This is a genomic window from Acrocarpospora phusangensis (assembly GCF_016862995.1).
Lineage (GTDB): Bacteria > Actinomycetota > Actinomycetes > Streptosporangiales > Streptosporangiaceae > Acrocarpospora > Acrocarpospora phusangensis.
In genome coordinates this window covers 23,332-36,813 of the sequence record NZ_BOOA01000043.1, presented here as the reverse complement: position 1 = coordinate 36,813, position 13,482 = coordinate 23,332, and the positions used below count along the sequence as shown (strand labels likewise).

Genomic DNA, 13,482 nt, shown 5'->3' with positions numbered 1-13,482 from the left:
CGCAGTGAGGAGTTACTCCGCGCAGCGCGGATTGCCATAACGGTGAAATACGGACCCTGACCGCTCTTGGGTGCGATATCTGCCCTGGTGACGCCAGTGTTACGCCACCAGGCGTTGCCGTGCTGTGCTTGTGACCCCTTTACCGGCTGACGCTAGGAGGGGTGGGCGCGCAATGGATATGACGATCGTGATCGTGCTGGCAGTGGCGGTGCTGCTGGCGGCGTTCGTAGCGATTGCCGCCCTCCTGGTCATGTTGCTGCGCCGTACCGCTCCCAAGGAGACCGGGCCGACCGCCGAGCAGATCGCTCAGCTCAAGGCGGAGCTGACGGAGAAGGAGCTGGAGCAGGCGCGGCGGGACGCCGACGAGATCCGGGTGAAGGCCGAGGGCGACGCCGGGGAGATCGTCCGCAAGTCTGAGGCGCTGGTGGAGAACGCGGCGTTGATGCGGCGGGAGGTCGAGGAGGAGTCGCGGATCCTCAAGAACGAGCTGAAGGAGCTGCGCGCCGATCTGGAGCGGCGGGAGAACCGCCTGGGGGAGCGGGAGCAGCGGCTCGACGAGGAGGCGCGCCGGCAGGCCGAGCGGGCCAGGAAGCTGGCGGAGACCGAGACCGAGCTGGCCGATCGGCGGGTTGAGCTTGATCAGGTTGCGGAGAAGCGGCGGCAGATCCTGGAGCGGGTCGCCGGGCTGACGGCGGAGCAGGCCAAGAACGAGCTGGTCAAGGAGATCGAGAACCAGGCCAAGCGGGAGGCGGCGCTGATCGTCCGGGAGATCGAGAGTGATGCCCGGAAGGAAGGCGAGAAGCGAGCCTGCAAGATCGTGACGCTGGCGGTTCAGCGGGTGGCGACGGAGCAGACGGCTGAGTCTGTGGTGAGTGTGCTGCATCTGCCCGGTGATGAGATGAAGGGGCGGATAATCGGGCGTGAGGGGCGGAACATCCGGGCGTTCGAGTCGACCACCGGGGTCAATCTGATCATCGATGACACGCCGGAGGCGGTGTTGTTGTCGTGTTTCGATCCCGTCCGCAGGGAGACCGCACGGTTGACCCTGGAGAAGCTGGTGCTCGACGGCCGTATTCACCCGCAGCGCATCGAGGAGGCTTACGAGCGCAGCAAGGCCGAAGTTCAAGATCTTTGTGTACGCGCGGGTGAGGATGCGCTGGTCGAACTCGGCATCACCGACATGCACCCGGAACTGGTCACCTTGCTCGGGCAGCTGCGTTATCGCACCTCGTATGGGCAGAACGTGCTGAAGCATCTGATCGAGTCCGCGCACATCGCCGGGATCATGGCGTCGGAGCTGCGGCTGGATCGGGATCTCGTCAAGCGCTGTGCCCTGCTGCACGACATCGGCAAGGCGCTCACGCACGAGGTGGAGGGCAGCCACGCCCTCATCGGCGCCGAGATCGCCCGTCGGTACGGCGAGCACGAGGACGTGGTCCACGCCATCGAGGCCCACCACAACGAGGTCGAGGTCCGCACCGTCGAGGCCGTCCTGACCCAGGCCGCCGACGCGATCAGCGGCAGTCGTCCCGGGGCCCGCCGTGAATCCCTGGAGGCGTACGTCAAGCGGCTGGAGCGCCTGGAGGAGATCGCCCAGTCCTACGAGGGCGTCGACAAGGTGTTCGCCATGCAGGCCGGCCGGGAGATCCGGGTCATGGTGCGTCCGGACAACGTGGACGACATCCAGGCCCAGGTGATCGCACGCGACGTCGCGAAGCAGGTCGAAGAGGAACTCACCTACCCGGGCCAGATCCGCATCACGGTCGTCCGCGAGTCCCGCGCCACCGAATTCGCCCGCTGAACGCGCTCATCAGACGCCAGGTTCTCGCCGCACCGGCGTCAGGAGCGGCCGTCAGTCGCTGGGATCGGGGCGGAAGAGTTGTTCGTAGAAGGCTAGTTCCGCGGCGAGGGCCGCCGTTTTCGTTTCCAGGCGGCGGAAGCCGTGGCTTTCGCCCTCGAAGGAGAGGTACGTGCAGGGGATGCCGCGGTCGGTGAGGGCGGTGGCGAAGGCTTCGGATTGGGATGGGGGGACGACGGGGTCGGCCAGGCCCTGCATGAGGAGCATGGGGCAGGAGACTTCGCCCGCGCGGGAGAGGGGTTCGCGGGAGGGGTAGAGGGATTCGGGGCCGACGAGCCATTCGACGTAGCGGGATTCGAAGTCGTGGGTGGCGGCGGCGAGGGGGGCGAGGGCGCTGATGCCGGCGATGGAGACGCCGCCGCGGAAGACGGTGGAGGAGGCGCAGGCGGCCATGACGGTCCAGCCGCCGGCGCTGGCCCCGCGTACGGCGATGCGGGCCGGATCGGCGTAGCCTTCGGCGGCCAGCCATTGGGCGGCGGCCACCGTGTCCTCGACGTCGACGACGCCCCACTGCCCGCGCAGCCGCTCCCGGTAGGCCCGCCCGTACCCGGTCGATCCGCCGTAGTTCACGTCGAGGACGCCGATGCCCCGGGTGGTGAAGAACGCCTTTTCCAGGCTCAGTTCGGTCGTCGCGTGACCGGTCGGACCTCCGTGCAGGAACACCACGTACGGCGCGGGCCCCTCCGCTGCGTAGGGCGCGTACCGGTAGGCGTGCACCCGACGCCCGAAGCTTCCAGATATCTCCACGGCGTGCGGTTCGGGCAGGTACGCGACGTCCGGAAGTTCGGCGATGTCGCGGCGGAGCCCTTCGACCCGCCCGGTCACGGTGTCGACCCGTACCACCGAGCGGGGAATGTCGGATCCGTACGCGATGCCCGCCAGGGTGGTGCCGTCGGCGCTGAGGGCGGGACGCCATCCGGTGTAGGGCACGTCGAGGTCGGTGAGCGTCCCGGTCTCCGGGTCGAGCACGCCCAGGCGCAGGTCGCCCTGCCCGTGCAGGACCGCCAGCCTGCCGTCCCCGAGCACGAGGTACGGCGCCCCGCCGAGCTCCCACAACGGCCAGGCGAACTCCTCCTCGGCCGGATACAACGCCTGCGAGGACGTCCCGAAGATCCCGATCTGGTAGAGGTTCCACCAGCCGGACCAGTCGGAGACGAGGTAGAGGTTCCGGTTGTCCCGCCACTGCGGCGCGAGCACGGACTCGCTCATGCCGCCCTTGACGGTCCACGAGCTGCCGTCCTCCAGCCGGGTGATCCGCAGTTCCGTCCCCGTCCACGGCAGCCGCGGGTGGTTCCAGCAGATGTAGGCGAGATGCTCCCCGTCCGGGGACAGCGCCGGGGAGGCGTAGAAGTCGCTGCCGGAGACCACTTCGCGGACTTCGCCGTCCAGGGTCACCGAGACGAGCGCGCGGTGGACCTTCCCGTCGTCCCCGTCGTGGTGTTCGCGGACGCACCAGATGGCCCCGCCGCCCCACAGCAGGTCGCCGTACCGGTACGAGGAGGCGGCCGTGAGGGGCCGGGGGGTGCCGCCGTGGGTCAGGTAGAGGCGCTGGTCGGCGTTGTTGACGAAAGCCACGCCCGCGCCGGGGACGACCACGTAGGAGCGCCCGCCGTACTCGTGCACGCGGGACCGGGCGTCCCAGGGCGCGCCGAGGAGTTCGCGGCGGGCGCCGCCGGCGGCGCGGTGCACGATGGTGCGGCGGCCCGCCTCGGCCGGCCGGTCCTCCTCCCACCAGACCTCGTCGCCGAGCACGGTGGGGTAGCCGAGGCGCAGCCCTGACCTGGCCACGTCGCTGGTGGAGATCGGCGTTCGCTCGGGGGGCATGACGGCATCCTGCCGGATAAGCGGGCCCGAGTGTGGCCGGTTATCCCTTTTCCAGGACGGGCGGCGACAGGTACCGGGTGGCCAGCAGCCCCAGGTAGTCGATCAGCGCCCGATGCCATGACCCGTCCTCGTACATCTGCCGCAGCGCGTCCTCGACGTCGTCCCGCAGCCCGACCGCGTTGGGCGCGACGCGGATGCCGTACCGGACCTCGGAGAGATCGCGGCCGAGTAACCGGAAGCGGCCGGGATGCTGGGCGGCCAGGCCGGCCAGAACGGGGGCGTCGGCGATGATCGCGTCGATGCTCCGGTCGGCGAGGAGCGGGCCGCAGGCGGCGGGCACGTTGGCCTCGGCCACGAAGACGTTCTGCCACGCCTCGCCGAAGCGTTTGATCAGCGGCGCGAGGTCGGCCCTGGTCCCGCAGACGTGCGCCGACCTGAGCCGCCGGAGGGTGCCGACGTCCTGCGCCCGCACCAGCAGGTCCTTGGTGGTCACCAGGTACGGCCCGGCGTAGCGCCCGCCGACCGCGCCCAGCGTGAGGTCGGCCTCCTCGGGGTCGAAGGTGTACCGGATCTGGTCATCCCGGTAGCCGAGTTCGCGCGCCACGTAGTGCGCCACGGCGATGTCGAACCCGGCCCAGCCGCCGCCGGGCAGTTTGTCCACCAGTCCCGGCTGCCCCGCGCGCACCCCGATCACGAGGCTCCCGCCACCGCATCCGGTGAGAAGGACAGCCGCCATACCCAGCAACACCACGCGCCACACTGGATCAGCATCAGATCAGGCGCGCCCTATGTGCCGCAATGACACGTCAAACCTTGTCCTGCCGACGCCCTGCCGATCTCCAGCCGGTGGCTACAGCGTCGCCGGAGCCGTCACGGAATCGGGCGGCGCGACCGGCGCCGCGGTGCTCTTGCGGCTGCGCCGGCTGCGCTTCTCCAGCCACGTCGCCACCAGGCCGACCCCCACGTTGATCAGGATGTAGATGACCGCCATCACGATCACCGCGGGGATCAGGTTGCGGAAGTTGGCGGGCAGGATGCGCGCCCCGGCGTTCAGCAGGTCCTCGTACGCGACGATGAAGCCGAGCGCGGTGTCCTTGAGTAGCACCACGAGCTGGCTGACGATGGCCGGCATCATCGCGGTGACCGCCTGCGGGAGCAGGATGAGCCGCATCGCCTGGCCCTTGCGCAGGCCGACGGCGAGCGCGGCCTCGGTCTGCCCGCGCGGCAGCGACGAGATGCCCGCCCTGACGATCTCGGCCAGCACCGAGCCGTTGTACATGACCAGGCCGAACACCACGGCGCTGAAGGAGGTGACGGTGAGGCCGAAGACGGCGCTGCCGCCGTACTGGGCGAAGAAGATCATGATGAGGAGCGGGATGGCCCGGAAGAACTCGACCACCGCGCCGGCCGGGATGCGGATCCAGCGGTGCTCGGACAGCCGGGCCATGCCGAAGACGAACCCGAACGGCACCGCGATCAGCGCCGCCGTCGCGGCCGCGCTGAGCGTGTTCCACAGGCCGGGCAGGATCAAATTGATCCAGACGTCGGCCTGGAGGAACGGCTCCCACAGCGCCGCGTCGAACTGGCCCTTCTCGGCGAACTTCCGGTAGCCGAGGTAGGCCAGCACGATTAGCGCCACGGCGAACAGCACGGTCAGCAGCAGGTTGCGCCGCCGCCCGCGGGGGCCCGGCGCGTCGTAGAGCACACTCGCTCTCGTCTGGCTCATCGGGCCACCGCCAGCCGCTTGGCCAGCCAGCCGAACAGCAGCCCGACCGGCAGGGTGAGCACCAGGAAGCCGAGCGCGAACCCGAGGAAGATCGGGACCACCGCCTCCTGATGCCGTTCGAACAGGGATTTCATGGTGAGCGAGGCCTCCGCGACGCCGATCGCGGCGGCGATGGTGGTGTTCTTGATCAGCGCGATCAGCACGCTGCCCAGCGGCGCGATCACCGCGCGGAAGGCCTGCGGGAGCACGATGTGCCGCAGGTTCTGGGTGAAGGTCAGCCCGAGCGCACGGGCGGCCTCCGCCTGCCCGATCGGGACCGTGTTGATCCCCGATCGGATGGCCTCGCAGACGAAGGCCGCCGTGTACAGCGACAGGCCGATGATGGACAGCCAGAGATAGTTGACGGACAGGCTCTCGGAGAACGAGACGTCCAGGACCAGGCCGAGCCCCAGCCCGCAGAACACGATCACCAGCGTGAGCGGCGTGTTCCGCAGCGCGTTGACGTACGCGCCGGCCACGTTGCGCAGCACACCCAGCGGGCTCACCCGCATCGCGGCCAGCACCGTGCCGAGCACCAGGGCGGCCACGGCGGTGGCCAGCGTGAGCCGTACGGTCAGCCAGAACGCGCCCAGGATGACCGGCAACTCTTCGATGAGGGCGGACACCGCCTACCTACCTCCGCGACCGGCGATCGATCAGTACCGCTCCAGCGCCGGGGGCGAGGCGAAGAACTGGCCGAACTCGCCGAAGTTGGCGTCGACGTACTTCTTCCAGGAGCCGTCTTTGAACATCTTGTCGATGGCGTTGTTGATCTTGTCGCGGGTTTCCTTGTCGTCCTTCTTCAGGCCGATGCCGTACTTCTCCTCGGAGAAGGGCTGGCCGACGAGGCGGAACTTGCCGGGCTGCTGGGCGGCGAAGCCGGCCAGGATGGTGGCGTCGGTGGAGATGGCGTCCACCTGGCTCTGGTCGAGGAGCGGCAGGCAGGCGCCGTAGCCCTGCTGCTCGGTCAGGTACTGGCCCTTCCACGGCTCGCCGAACTTCTCCACCAGCCGCGCGGGCGAGGAGGAGCCCTGCGCGCCGCAGACCTTCTTGGTGGCCAGCGAGTCGACGTTGGCGATCGCGGTGTCCCCGGCCCGGGTGAGGATGTCCTGCCCGGTGATCAGGTACGGCCCGGCGAAGGAGATGACCTCTTTCCGGGCGTCGGTGATCGAGTAGGTGGCCACCACGATGTCGACCTGGCCCTGCTGGATGAACGGCTCCCGGTTCGCGGAAACGGTCTCCTTGAACTCGATCTGGTCGTCGGTGTAGCCCAGTTCCTTCGCGATGTACTTGGCCACGTCGACGTCGAAGCCCTTCACCGAGCCGTCGGTCTGCTTCAAACCGAGGCCGGGCTGGTCGAACTTGACGCCGATCACAAACTTGTCGTCGCCACTGCAGGCGGCAAGGCTCGTGGCCAATGCCGCGGCGGCCATGAGGACGGCCCCGATTCGGCGGACTCGCATAACTGCCACCTCTTCTTCCAATTCGCTGAGCCGGGTCTCGGCTCGCGGACAAAACGGTGCGATCAAGTGCGATTCAGTGGGATCTAGCGGAGATCTAGTGTGTGAGGATCTTGCTCAGGAAGTCCCGGGCCCGGTCGGTGCCCGGGTTGGTGAAGAACTCGTCGGGCGCGGCCTGCTCGATGATCTGGCCGTCGGACATGAAGACCACCCGGTTGGCGGCCCGGCGGGCGAAGCCCATCTCGTGGGTGACCACGAGCATGGTCATGCCGTCCCGGGCCAGGGAGATCATCACGTCGAGCACCTCCTGGACCATCTCGGGGTCCAGCGCGGAGGTGGGCTCGTCGAAGAGGATCATCTTCGGGTCCATGGCCAGGGCCCGCGCGATGGCCACCCGCTGCTGCTGCCCGCCGGACAGCTGCGCGGGGTACTTGGCGGCCTGGGACGCGATGCCCACCCGCTCCAGGAGCTCCATCCCCCGGCGCTCGGCCTGGTCGCGCGCGATCTTGCGGACCTTGACCGGGCCGAGGGTGACGTTCTCCAGGATGGTCTTGTGCGCGAAGAGGTTGAACTGCTGGAACACCATGCCGACCTCGGAGCGCAGCTTCGCCAGCGCCCGGCCCTCCACCGCGAGGGACTGACCGTCGAAGGTGATGGACCCCGAGTCGATCGTCTCCAGCCGGTTGATGACCCGGCAGAGCGTGGACTTGCCCCCGCCCGACGGGCCGATCACCACGACGACCTCGCCTCTGGTGACGTCGAGGTCGATGTCCCGCAGCACGTGCAACGCGCCGAAGTGCTTGTTCACCTTCGCTAGGTTGACAAGTGAAGTCGATCTGTCGGCCTCCGTCATGGTCAACCAAAGTAAAGGGGTCTAATTACCAAGTCACTAACCGACCGGTACCGATCCCATCACGTCTTATCCCGGAATCGTCCTGGTCGGTGGCCCATGCGGGCCGGGACACGCGCCGGATTGGCTGGCCGTATGACCGATTCGTTCCGCCGTACCGTCGCCGCCGGATCTCTGGTGGCTTGGCCCGTCCTGCTCTTCCTGGCGTTCCTCACCTCGCCGCCGGGGACCGACCACATCCGGCGCTCTACCTGGCCAACCAGACGAAGGTCCAGGTCAGCGCGGTGCTCTTCCACTGGGCCACGATCGCGATGATCCCGGGCATGCTGGCCCTGGCCGGGCTGCTGCGGGAGCGCGCGCCCCGGACGGCCAACCTGGGCGCGGCCGTGGGCATGGTCGGCTCGGCCAGCGCGGTGAGCCTGTTCATGACCGACTTCTACGACCTGGCGCTCGCCAGGAACCTGCCCGCCGATCAGGCGGTGGCCGCCACCGCCGCCGCGTCGGACCTGCCCGGTTTCGTGTACGGCATCCTGCTGCCCGCCTTCCTCTCCCACGCCGGGGCGCTCATCCTCACGGTCTCGCTGGCCGCGACCCGGGTGGCGCCCTGGTGGCTCCCCGTCCTGGTGACCGTCGGGATCGCGATCCCGTTCCTCACCGCCGAACAGCCTCCCGCCGCGCAGTCCACCGGCGCCCTCTGCCAGCTCGTCGCGTACGGCTGGGCGGCGTTGCGCACCCTCAGAACCCCGCTTCCCGCGCGCGGCTGACCGCGCTCACCCGATCCCCGACCTGGAGCTTGGCGAAGATGTTCGAGACGTGGTTGCGCACCGTCTTGTGGGTCAGCCCCAGCCGCTCCGCGACCTCCGCAGATCATCCGCCAGCCGTACGGCGTGGACCGCGATGCCCATGCGCCGGGCCAGGTCGGCCAGGACGCGGCGGTCCTTCTCGCCGAGGTCGCGTTCGCCCGGGCGGGGGGCGAGGACGAGCCTGCCGACCTGCTCGTTCTGGTAGACCAGCGGGATCGCGAGACGGCCGGCGGGCACGGGGTCGTCCACGGGGTCGTCGTCGAGTTCGATCGCCGCGTACGGGAGTTTGAGGGCTTCGGCCACGGAATCGGCGGCGGTGGCCAGGACCGTGCCGGGGTCGGCGGCTTCTTCGAGGCGGCGGCCGAGGAGGTCGAGGGCGGCGTAGGGGTCGTCGCGCCTGCCGTACATGAGATTGACCGCGCGCTGGACGCGGGCGCGCAGCGGGGCGAAGACCACGGCGACCAGTCCGGCGGCGACGGAGAGGGGCAGGTCGTCGGCGGCGTGGAAGACCATGACCGCGCGCCAGCCGGGCGACGGGAGTCGTCCGGACGGGAAGTAGAGGGGATCGCGGCGACGGCGAGGTTGGCCGGGATCCAGAGCCAGGTCTGCGGCCAGGCGAAGGCCGTGGCGTGCGGGACGGCGAGGGCGACCTGGGCGCAGGCGTCCAGCAGCGCGAAGGAGAGGCCGGTGGTGGCCACGAGCAGGCCGATCACGTTCCCCGGGCGGCGCACGTTGATCAGTCCGCCGATGACGGCGCTCGCGGCCACGTAGACGAGGTGGCTCTGCTGGATCGGGCCGACGCCGTTCCGGTGGCCCAGGACGGCGGCCGCGGCGGCGAGCAGCAGGGTCGCCACGCAGACGGCCCAGGCCGCGAATCGCACCTGACCTCCCGGAATGCATGTCCAGGTCACAGGGTGTCGAGGTATTTGCCCGAGTACATGGGACAGTGTCCCGGGCGTTGTGCGGTCCCGGGAGCGCTTACGCTTGTGGGTTGAGATGACTGCCACGACTCAGGAGAGCGCCCGGACGTACGAGGTACGGACCTACGGGTGCCAGATGAACGTCCACGACTCCGAGCGCCTGTCCGGGCTGCTGGAGGACGCGGGATACGTGCGCGCCCCCGAAGGGCAGCCCGCCGACGTCGTCGTGTTCAACACCTGTGCGGTGCGCGAGAACGCCGACAACCGGCTCTACGGCAATCTGGGGCACCTGCGGCCGCGCAAGCTCAGCGACCCCGGCATGCAGATCGCGGTCGGCGGCTGCCTGGCGCAGAAGGACCAGGGCGAGATCGTCCGCCGGGCGCCGTGGGTGGACGTCGTGTTCGGCACCCACAACATCGGCTCGCTGCCGGTGCTGCTGGAGCGGGCGCGCATCGCCGAAGAGGCCCAGGTAGAGATCAAGGAATCCCTGGAGACGTTTCCCTCCACGCTGCCGACCAAGCGCGAGTCCGCGTACGCGGCGTGGGTGGCCATCTCGGTCGGGTGCAACAACACCTGCACGTTCTGCATCGTGCCCGCGCTGCGGGGCAAGGAGAAGGACCGCCGCCCCGGCGACATCCTCAGCGAGGTCCGGACCCTGGTCGACCAGGGCGTCCTGGAGATCACCCTGCTCGGGCAGAACGTCAACACCTACGGCGTCGAGTTCGGCGACCGCCTCGCCTTCGGCAAGCTGCTGCGCTCCTGCGGCACGGTGGACGGCCTCGAACGCGTGCGCTTCACCTCGCCCCACCCGGCCGCCTTCACCGACGACGTCATCGCGGCCATGGCCGAGACGCCCAACGTCATGCACCAGCTGCACATGCCGCTGCAGTCCGGGTCCGACCGGGTGCTGAAGGCGATGCGCCGCTCGTACCGGGCCGAGCGTTACCTCGGCATCATCGAGCGCGTGCGCGCCGCCATGCCGGACGCGGCCATCTCCACCGACATCATCGTCGGCTTCCCCGGCGAGACCGAGGAGGACTTCCAGGGCACCCTCGACGTGGTCCGCGCCGCCCGCTTCGCGAACGCCTTCACCTTCCAGTACTCGATCCGCCCCGGTACGCCTGCCGCCACCATGCCCGACCAGGTGCCCAAGGCGGTCGTCCAGGAGCGGTACGAGCGGCTGGTGGCCCTCCAGGAGGAGATCGCCTGGGCGGAGAACAAGCAGCAGGTCGGGAAGGTCCTCGAAGTGCTCATCGCCGAAGGCGAGGGCCGCAAGGACGGCGCGACCCACCGGCTCTCCGGGCGCGCGCCCGACAACCGGCTCGTGCACCTGGCCCCCGCCGACGCCCGCCCCGGCGACATGGTCACCGTCGAGGTGACCTACGCGGCTCCGCACCACCTGGTCGCGGACAAGGTCCTCTCCGTGCGCGCGACCCGCGCGGGCGACGCCTGGCAGGCCCGCCAGTCCCAGCCCTCGGCTCCGTCAGCGGTCAGCCTCGGCATGCCCACGATCGGCCGCCCCCCGGCGACTCCGGAACCTCTCGCCTGCTCGTAGCGCGCGGCTTACCGGGGCGGCGCGCCGGGCCGTGTTCATCGGTGGACGTCAGGTGCGGTCGTATTGCCTGTCTGCTTGATGCGCGAATGGCCCTGGATTCTCAGCCGGACCGTTCTCTTGGTGGTGGCGCTATGGGTGTAGAGGAGCGCCTTCGCCTCCTCGTCGGACAGGCGTCTGCGCGTCAGGACGGTCGGACCCGAGGCCGGAGCGTAGTCGAAGTCCACGGAGAACCACAGCCCGACCAGGGGGTCCGGATTCAGGGGCAGGTACTCCATGAATCGCATGGTGAGAGAGTGGGGATGGCTCTCGCACTTGGCGTGGAGCACCAGTCCGCGCTCAATCGCCGCGTGCCCTCGGTATTCGAGCCCGTGGCGAGGCCCGTTCGTGATCCGGGACTCGTCGTGGACACGGACCACCAGATTATGTTTCAGGCCACGCTTGATTATGACCATTCCGCGCATCAGCTGCTCTTGGCCCTTGCGGATCGTGTAATGGCATTCGTGCCATTCGCCTTCGAGCGGATGCCGTGACGTTCGGGTGGCGATGTATTTGGCCAGCAGCCACCACCAGTTTATGGTCGCGCCGAGAATGGCTCCGATTATGGTGACGACGATCCAGTTGGGTTCGCTGGAGACTAATTCTCCAAGGCTGGGCGTGCGCAGCATCCGCTTCTCCGTCGGCGAATCCAGCAGAGTGCCTCAACTGTATATCGGCGGAAGAGATCGGCATGTTCCGGTTGGAGACCGGTTCGGGCTGGTCATCGGCGCCGATGGCCAGGGCCACATCTGAGCGGCCCAAGACTCATTGCCGGGCACGTTTGCCGGTGATGGATTCGAGGACCTCGTAGCAGTAGGTGCGGCGGATGTCGTGAAAAGTGGCGCAGGGGTCGGGGAATTTTCTGGCCGGGGTGGGCTTGGTTGATCTTGGTTTTGCTGGGCGGGGAGTCGGGGGTGATATCGGGTCCGCGGGGATGCTGATCTTGGTTCTTGGGAGTGGTGGGGGTTTGAGGGTGGGTGGGTGGATTTCGGGGAGTGCGGGGGATTGAGGGCTGGGGAGGGGGTGGGATCCCAGCGTTCCGCCTGCGAGGGCGCCGAGGTTGATGAGGATTTCGGGGATTGCGGGGGGTGGGCTCGGGAGTGCCGGTGGCGGGGGTGTGGGGTCGTCCAGAGGGACTGGGCCGCCTGAGTGGGGGAGGGCGTTCTGGTGTGGGGGATGGGTGGCGGTGGGGATTTCGCGGGGGAGTAGGGGGGTGGCGGTGTCGTTGACGGTGACGGCCAGCCAGATCCCGAAACCGGCGGTGGCGATGACGGTGGTGGCGCCTGCCGTAGCCAGGAGAGTGCGGGGCCAATTGACACGCGGTGGGGAGAAGTCCGGCAATGTCGTGATTCTTTCGTGATTCCTGCGCGGCGAATTCGTTATTGGGGCTAGTGTGGTCGCTCATTCGCGCGGGCGGCGTGGATTTTCCCAACACGTCGGCAGGAGGGTTCCCGGATGCCCCAATTTGGGCGACGTACTGCTTGTTTGGCAGTGGGTCTTGTCGTAGTCGTGGGTGCGGTGGCTGCTTGTGGGGCGGATCGTGGGCGGCTGGCTGGAGATCTGAGTGTGGAATCGCCGGTGCCGGTCGATTCTTATGTGGTGCCGAAGGCGGAATGGGGCGATTCGGGCGGGGGGTCAGGCGCGCGTGGGCCGTCCGGCGGGCCTGAATCTGGCAGGTATGCGACGGGCAAGCCGGGCAAATCATCCGGTGTGCCTGAGTCGGGTGTTTTTGAGTCGGGTGTTCCTGGGTCCGGCGTCTCCGGGTCCGGTAAGTCGGAGACGCCCGGATCGGGGGAGTCCGTTGCGGTTCCTGAACGGGGTGAGTCCGGCGCGGGGAAGCGGGATTCCGGTGGTAAAGCACGGGGGTCTTCGGGTGGGGCGGTCGCCGATGCGGTGGGGTCCGAGGACAAGTCCGGGCCTCTTGGCGGAGGTGGGGTTTCGAAGCGGGTGACGACATCTCCGGGGCAGGCGCGGAGCCGTACCGATGCGGCTGTGCGGGCGTTGGAGAACGAGGCGGTCCGGTTGACGAATTCGGCGCGGCAGCGGGAAGGGTGCCGTCCGTTGCGTACGGACGAGCGGTTGCGGAAAGCCGCCAGGGCGCATTCCGCCGACATGGCCGCGCGTAACTACTTCAGCCACGATTCTCTCGATGGGCGTACGCCGTGGGATCGGATCAGGGCGGCCGGTTACGCGTACCCCGCCGCGGAGAACATCGCCCGCGGGCAGCGCACCCCCGGCGAGGTCGTCGAGGCGTGGCTCAACAGTCCGGGACATCGGGCGAACATCGTGAACTGCGACCTCAAAGCCATCGGCATCGGCATACGCCTGGGCTCGGGAGGCCCGTGGTGGACCCAGAACTTCGGGTCTCGCTGAGCCGCTTTCCTGGGGGTTGCCGGGGAATCTGATGATTC

General features: G+C 68.7%; 14 protein-coding genes. 5 read left to right on the top strand and 9 right to left on the bottom strand.

The window, feature by feature from the left end:
• Positions 1-172: 172 nt before the first annotated feature.
• A complete protein-coding gene (gene rny, locus Aph01nite_RS24535) occupies positions 173-1,801 on the top strand; it encodes a ribonuclease Y (RefSeq protein WP_373872319.1) in 1,629 nt (542 codons plus the stop codon).
• Between the two features lie 51 nt (positions 1,802-1,852).
• Here the strand turns inward: rny and Aph01nite_RS24530 are convergent, their stop codons facing one another.
• The 6 genes from Aph01nite_RS24530 to Aph01nite_RS24505 all read right to left on the bottom strand — a co-directional run bounded on the left by Aph01nite_RS24530 (position 1,853) and on the right by Aph01nite_RS24505 (position 7,760).
• A complete protein-coding gene (locus Aph01nite_RS24530) occupies positions 1,853-3,682 on the bottom strand; it encodes a S9 family peptidase (protein WP_204043325.1) in 1,830 nt (609 codons plus the stop codon).
• A gap of 40 nt (positions 3,683-3,722) precedes the next feature.
• Positions 3,723-4,376, bottom strand: coding sequence for a type 2 periplasmic-binding domain-containing protein (locus Aph01nite_RS24525; protein WP_204043324.1), 654 nt, complete (start codon positions 4,374-4,376; stop codon positions 3,723-3,725).
• Between the two features lie 156 nt (positions 4,377-4,532).
• Complete coding sequence (locus Aph01nite_RS24520) at positions 4,533-5,408, bottom strand: amino acid ABC transporter permease (protein WP_204043323.1); 876 nt, start codon at positions 5,406-5,408, stop codon at positions 4,533-4,535.
• Complete coding sequence (locus Aph01nite_RS24515; RefSeq protein WP_204043322.1) at positions 5,405-6,073, bottom strand: amino acid ABC transporter permease; 669 nt, start codon at positions 6,071-6,073, stop codon at positions 5,405-5,407. Before Aph01nite_RS24515 ends, Aph01nite_RS24520 begins: the two co-directional genes overlap by 4 nt.
• A 30-nt stretch (positions 6,074-6,103) precedes the next feature.
• Positions 6,104-6,910 (bottom strand): glutamate ABC transporter substrate-binding protein, encoded by an 807-nt coding sequence (locus tag Aph01nite_RS24510; protein ID WP_204043321.1) that lies wholly within the window; start codon positions 6,908-6,910, stop codon positions 6,104-6,106.
• Positions 6,911-7,004: 94 nt separating this feature from the next.
• Entirely contained in the window at positions 7,005-7,760 is a 756-nt protein-coding gene (locus tag Aph01nite_RS24505) for an amino acid ABC transporter ATP-binding protein (protein WP_204043320.1), read from the bottom strand.
• Positions 7,761-7,939: 179 nt separating this feature from the next.
• Here Aph01nite_RS24505 and Aph01nite_RS24500 point away from each other — a divergent pair, with 179 nt between their 5' ends.
• Positions 7,940-8,521, top strand: a complete 582-nt coding sequence (locus tag Aph01nite_RS24500; RefSeq protein WP_204043319.1) for a hypothetical protein — start codon at positions 7,940-7,942, stop codon at positions 8,519-8,521.
• On the opposite strand, the gene Aph01nite_RS24495 is transcribed toward Aph01nite_RS24500, so the two are convergent.
• Entirely contained in the window at positions 8,493-8,582 is a 90-nt protein-coding gene (locus tag Aph01nite_RS24495; RefSeq protein WP_307836798.1) for a hypothetical protein, read from the bottom strand. The two genes, Aph01nite_RS24500 and Aph01nite_RS24495, sit on opposite strands and share 29 nt — an antisense overlap.
• A gap of 11 nt (positions 8,583-8,593) precedes the next feature.
• Entirely contained in the window at positions 8,594-9,073 is a 480-nt protein-coding gene (locus Aph01nite_RS24490; RefSeq protein ID WP_204043318.1) for a GAF domain-containing protein, read from the bottom strand.
• Positions 9,074-9,142: 69 nt separating this feature from the next.
• Here Aph01nite_RS24490 and Aph01nite_RS24485 point away from each other — a divergent pair, with 69 nt between their 5' ends.
• A complete protein-coding gene (locus Aph01nite_RS24485; RefSeq protein WP_204043317.1) occupies positions 9,143-9,331 on the top strand; it encodes a hypothetical protein in 189 nt (62 codons plus the stop codon).
• Between the two features lie 225 nt (positions 9,332-9,556).
• Positions 9,557-11,035 carry a tRNA (N6-isopentenyl adenosine(37)-C2)-methylthiotransferase MiaB gene (gene miaB, locus Aph01nite_RS24480; protein ID WP_204043316.1) on the top strand — a complete coding sequence of 493 codons (1,479 nt, stop codon included), beginning with the start codon at positions 9,557-9,559 and terminating at the stop codon, positions 11,033-11,035.
• A 35-nt stretch (positions 11,036-11,070) separates the two neighbouring features.
• Here miaB and Aph01nite_RS24475 read toward each other — a convergent pair whose 3' ends face one another.
• Positions 11,071-11,700 (bottom strand): hypothetical protein, encoded by a 630-nt coding sequence (locus Aph01nite_RS24475; RefSeq protein WP_204043315.1) that lies wholly within the window; start codon positions 11,698-11,700, stop codon positions 11,071-11,073.
• Between the two features lie 1,318 nt (positions 11,701-13,018).
• Here Aph01nite_RS24475 and Aph01nite_RS24470 point away from each other — a divergent pair.
• Positions 13,019-13,444, top strand: a complete 426-nt coding sequence (locus tag Aph01nite_RS24470; RefSeq protein ID WP_204043314.1) for a CAP domain-containing protein — start codon at positions 13,019-13,021, stop codon at positions 13,442-13,444.
• Positions 13,445-13,482 lie beyond the last annotated feature (38 nt).

Excerpts from the sequence above, each read along its gene's own strand:
- Aph01nite_RS24505 (WP_204043320.1), bottom strand. The coding sequence starts at position 7,760 with ATGACGGAGGCCGACAGATCGACTTCACTTGTCAACCTAGCGAAGGTG.
- Aph01nite_RS24475 (WP_204043315.1), bottom strand. The coding sequence starts at position 11,700 with ATGCTGCGCACGCCCAGCCTTGGAGAATTAGTCTCCAGCGAACCCAAC.
- rny (WP_373872319.1), top strand. The coding sequence starts at position 173 with ATGGATATGACGATCGTGATCGTGCTGGCAGTGGCGGTGCTGCTGGCG.
- miaB (WP_204043316.1), top strand. The coding sequence starts at position 9,557 with ATGACTGCCACGACTCAGGAGAGCGCCCGGACGTACGAGGTACGGACC.
- Aph01nite_RS24510 (WP_204043321.1), bottom strand. The coding sequence starts at position 6,910 with ATGCGAGTCCGCCGAATCGGGGCCGTCCTCATGGCCGCCGCGGCATTG.
- Aph01nite_RS24520 (WP_204043323.1), bottom strand. The coding sequence starts at position 5,408 with ATGAGCCAGACGAGAGCGAGTGTGCTCTACGACGCGCCGGGCCCCCGC.
- Aph01nite_RS24490 (WP_204043318.1), bottom strand. The coding sequence starts at position 9,073 with ATGGTCTTCCACGCCGCCGACGACCTGCCCCTCTCCGTCGCCGCCGGA.
- Aph01nite_RS24530 (WP_204043325.1), bottom strand. The coding sequence starts at position 3,682 with ATGCCCCCCGAGCGAACGCCGATCTCCACCAGCGACGTGGCCAGGTCA.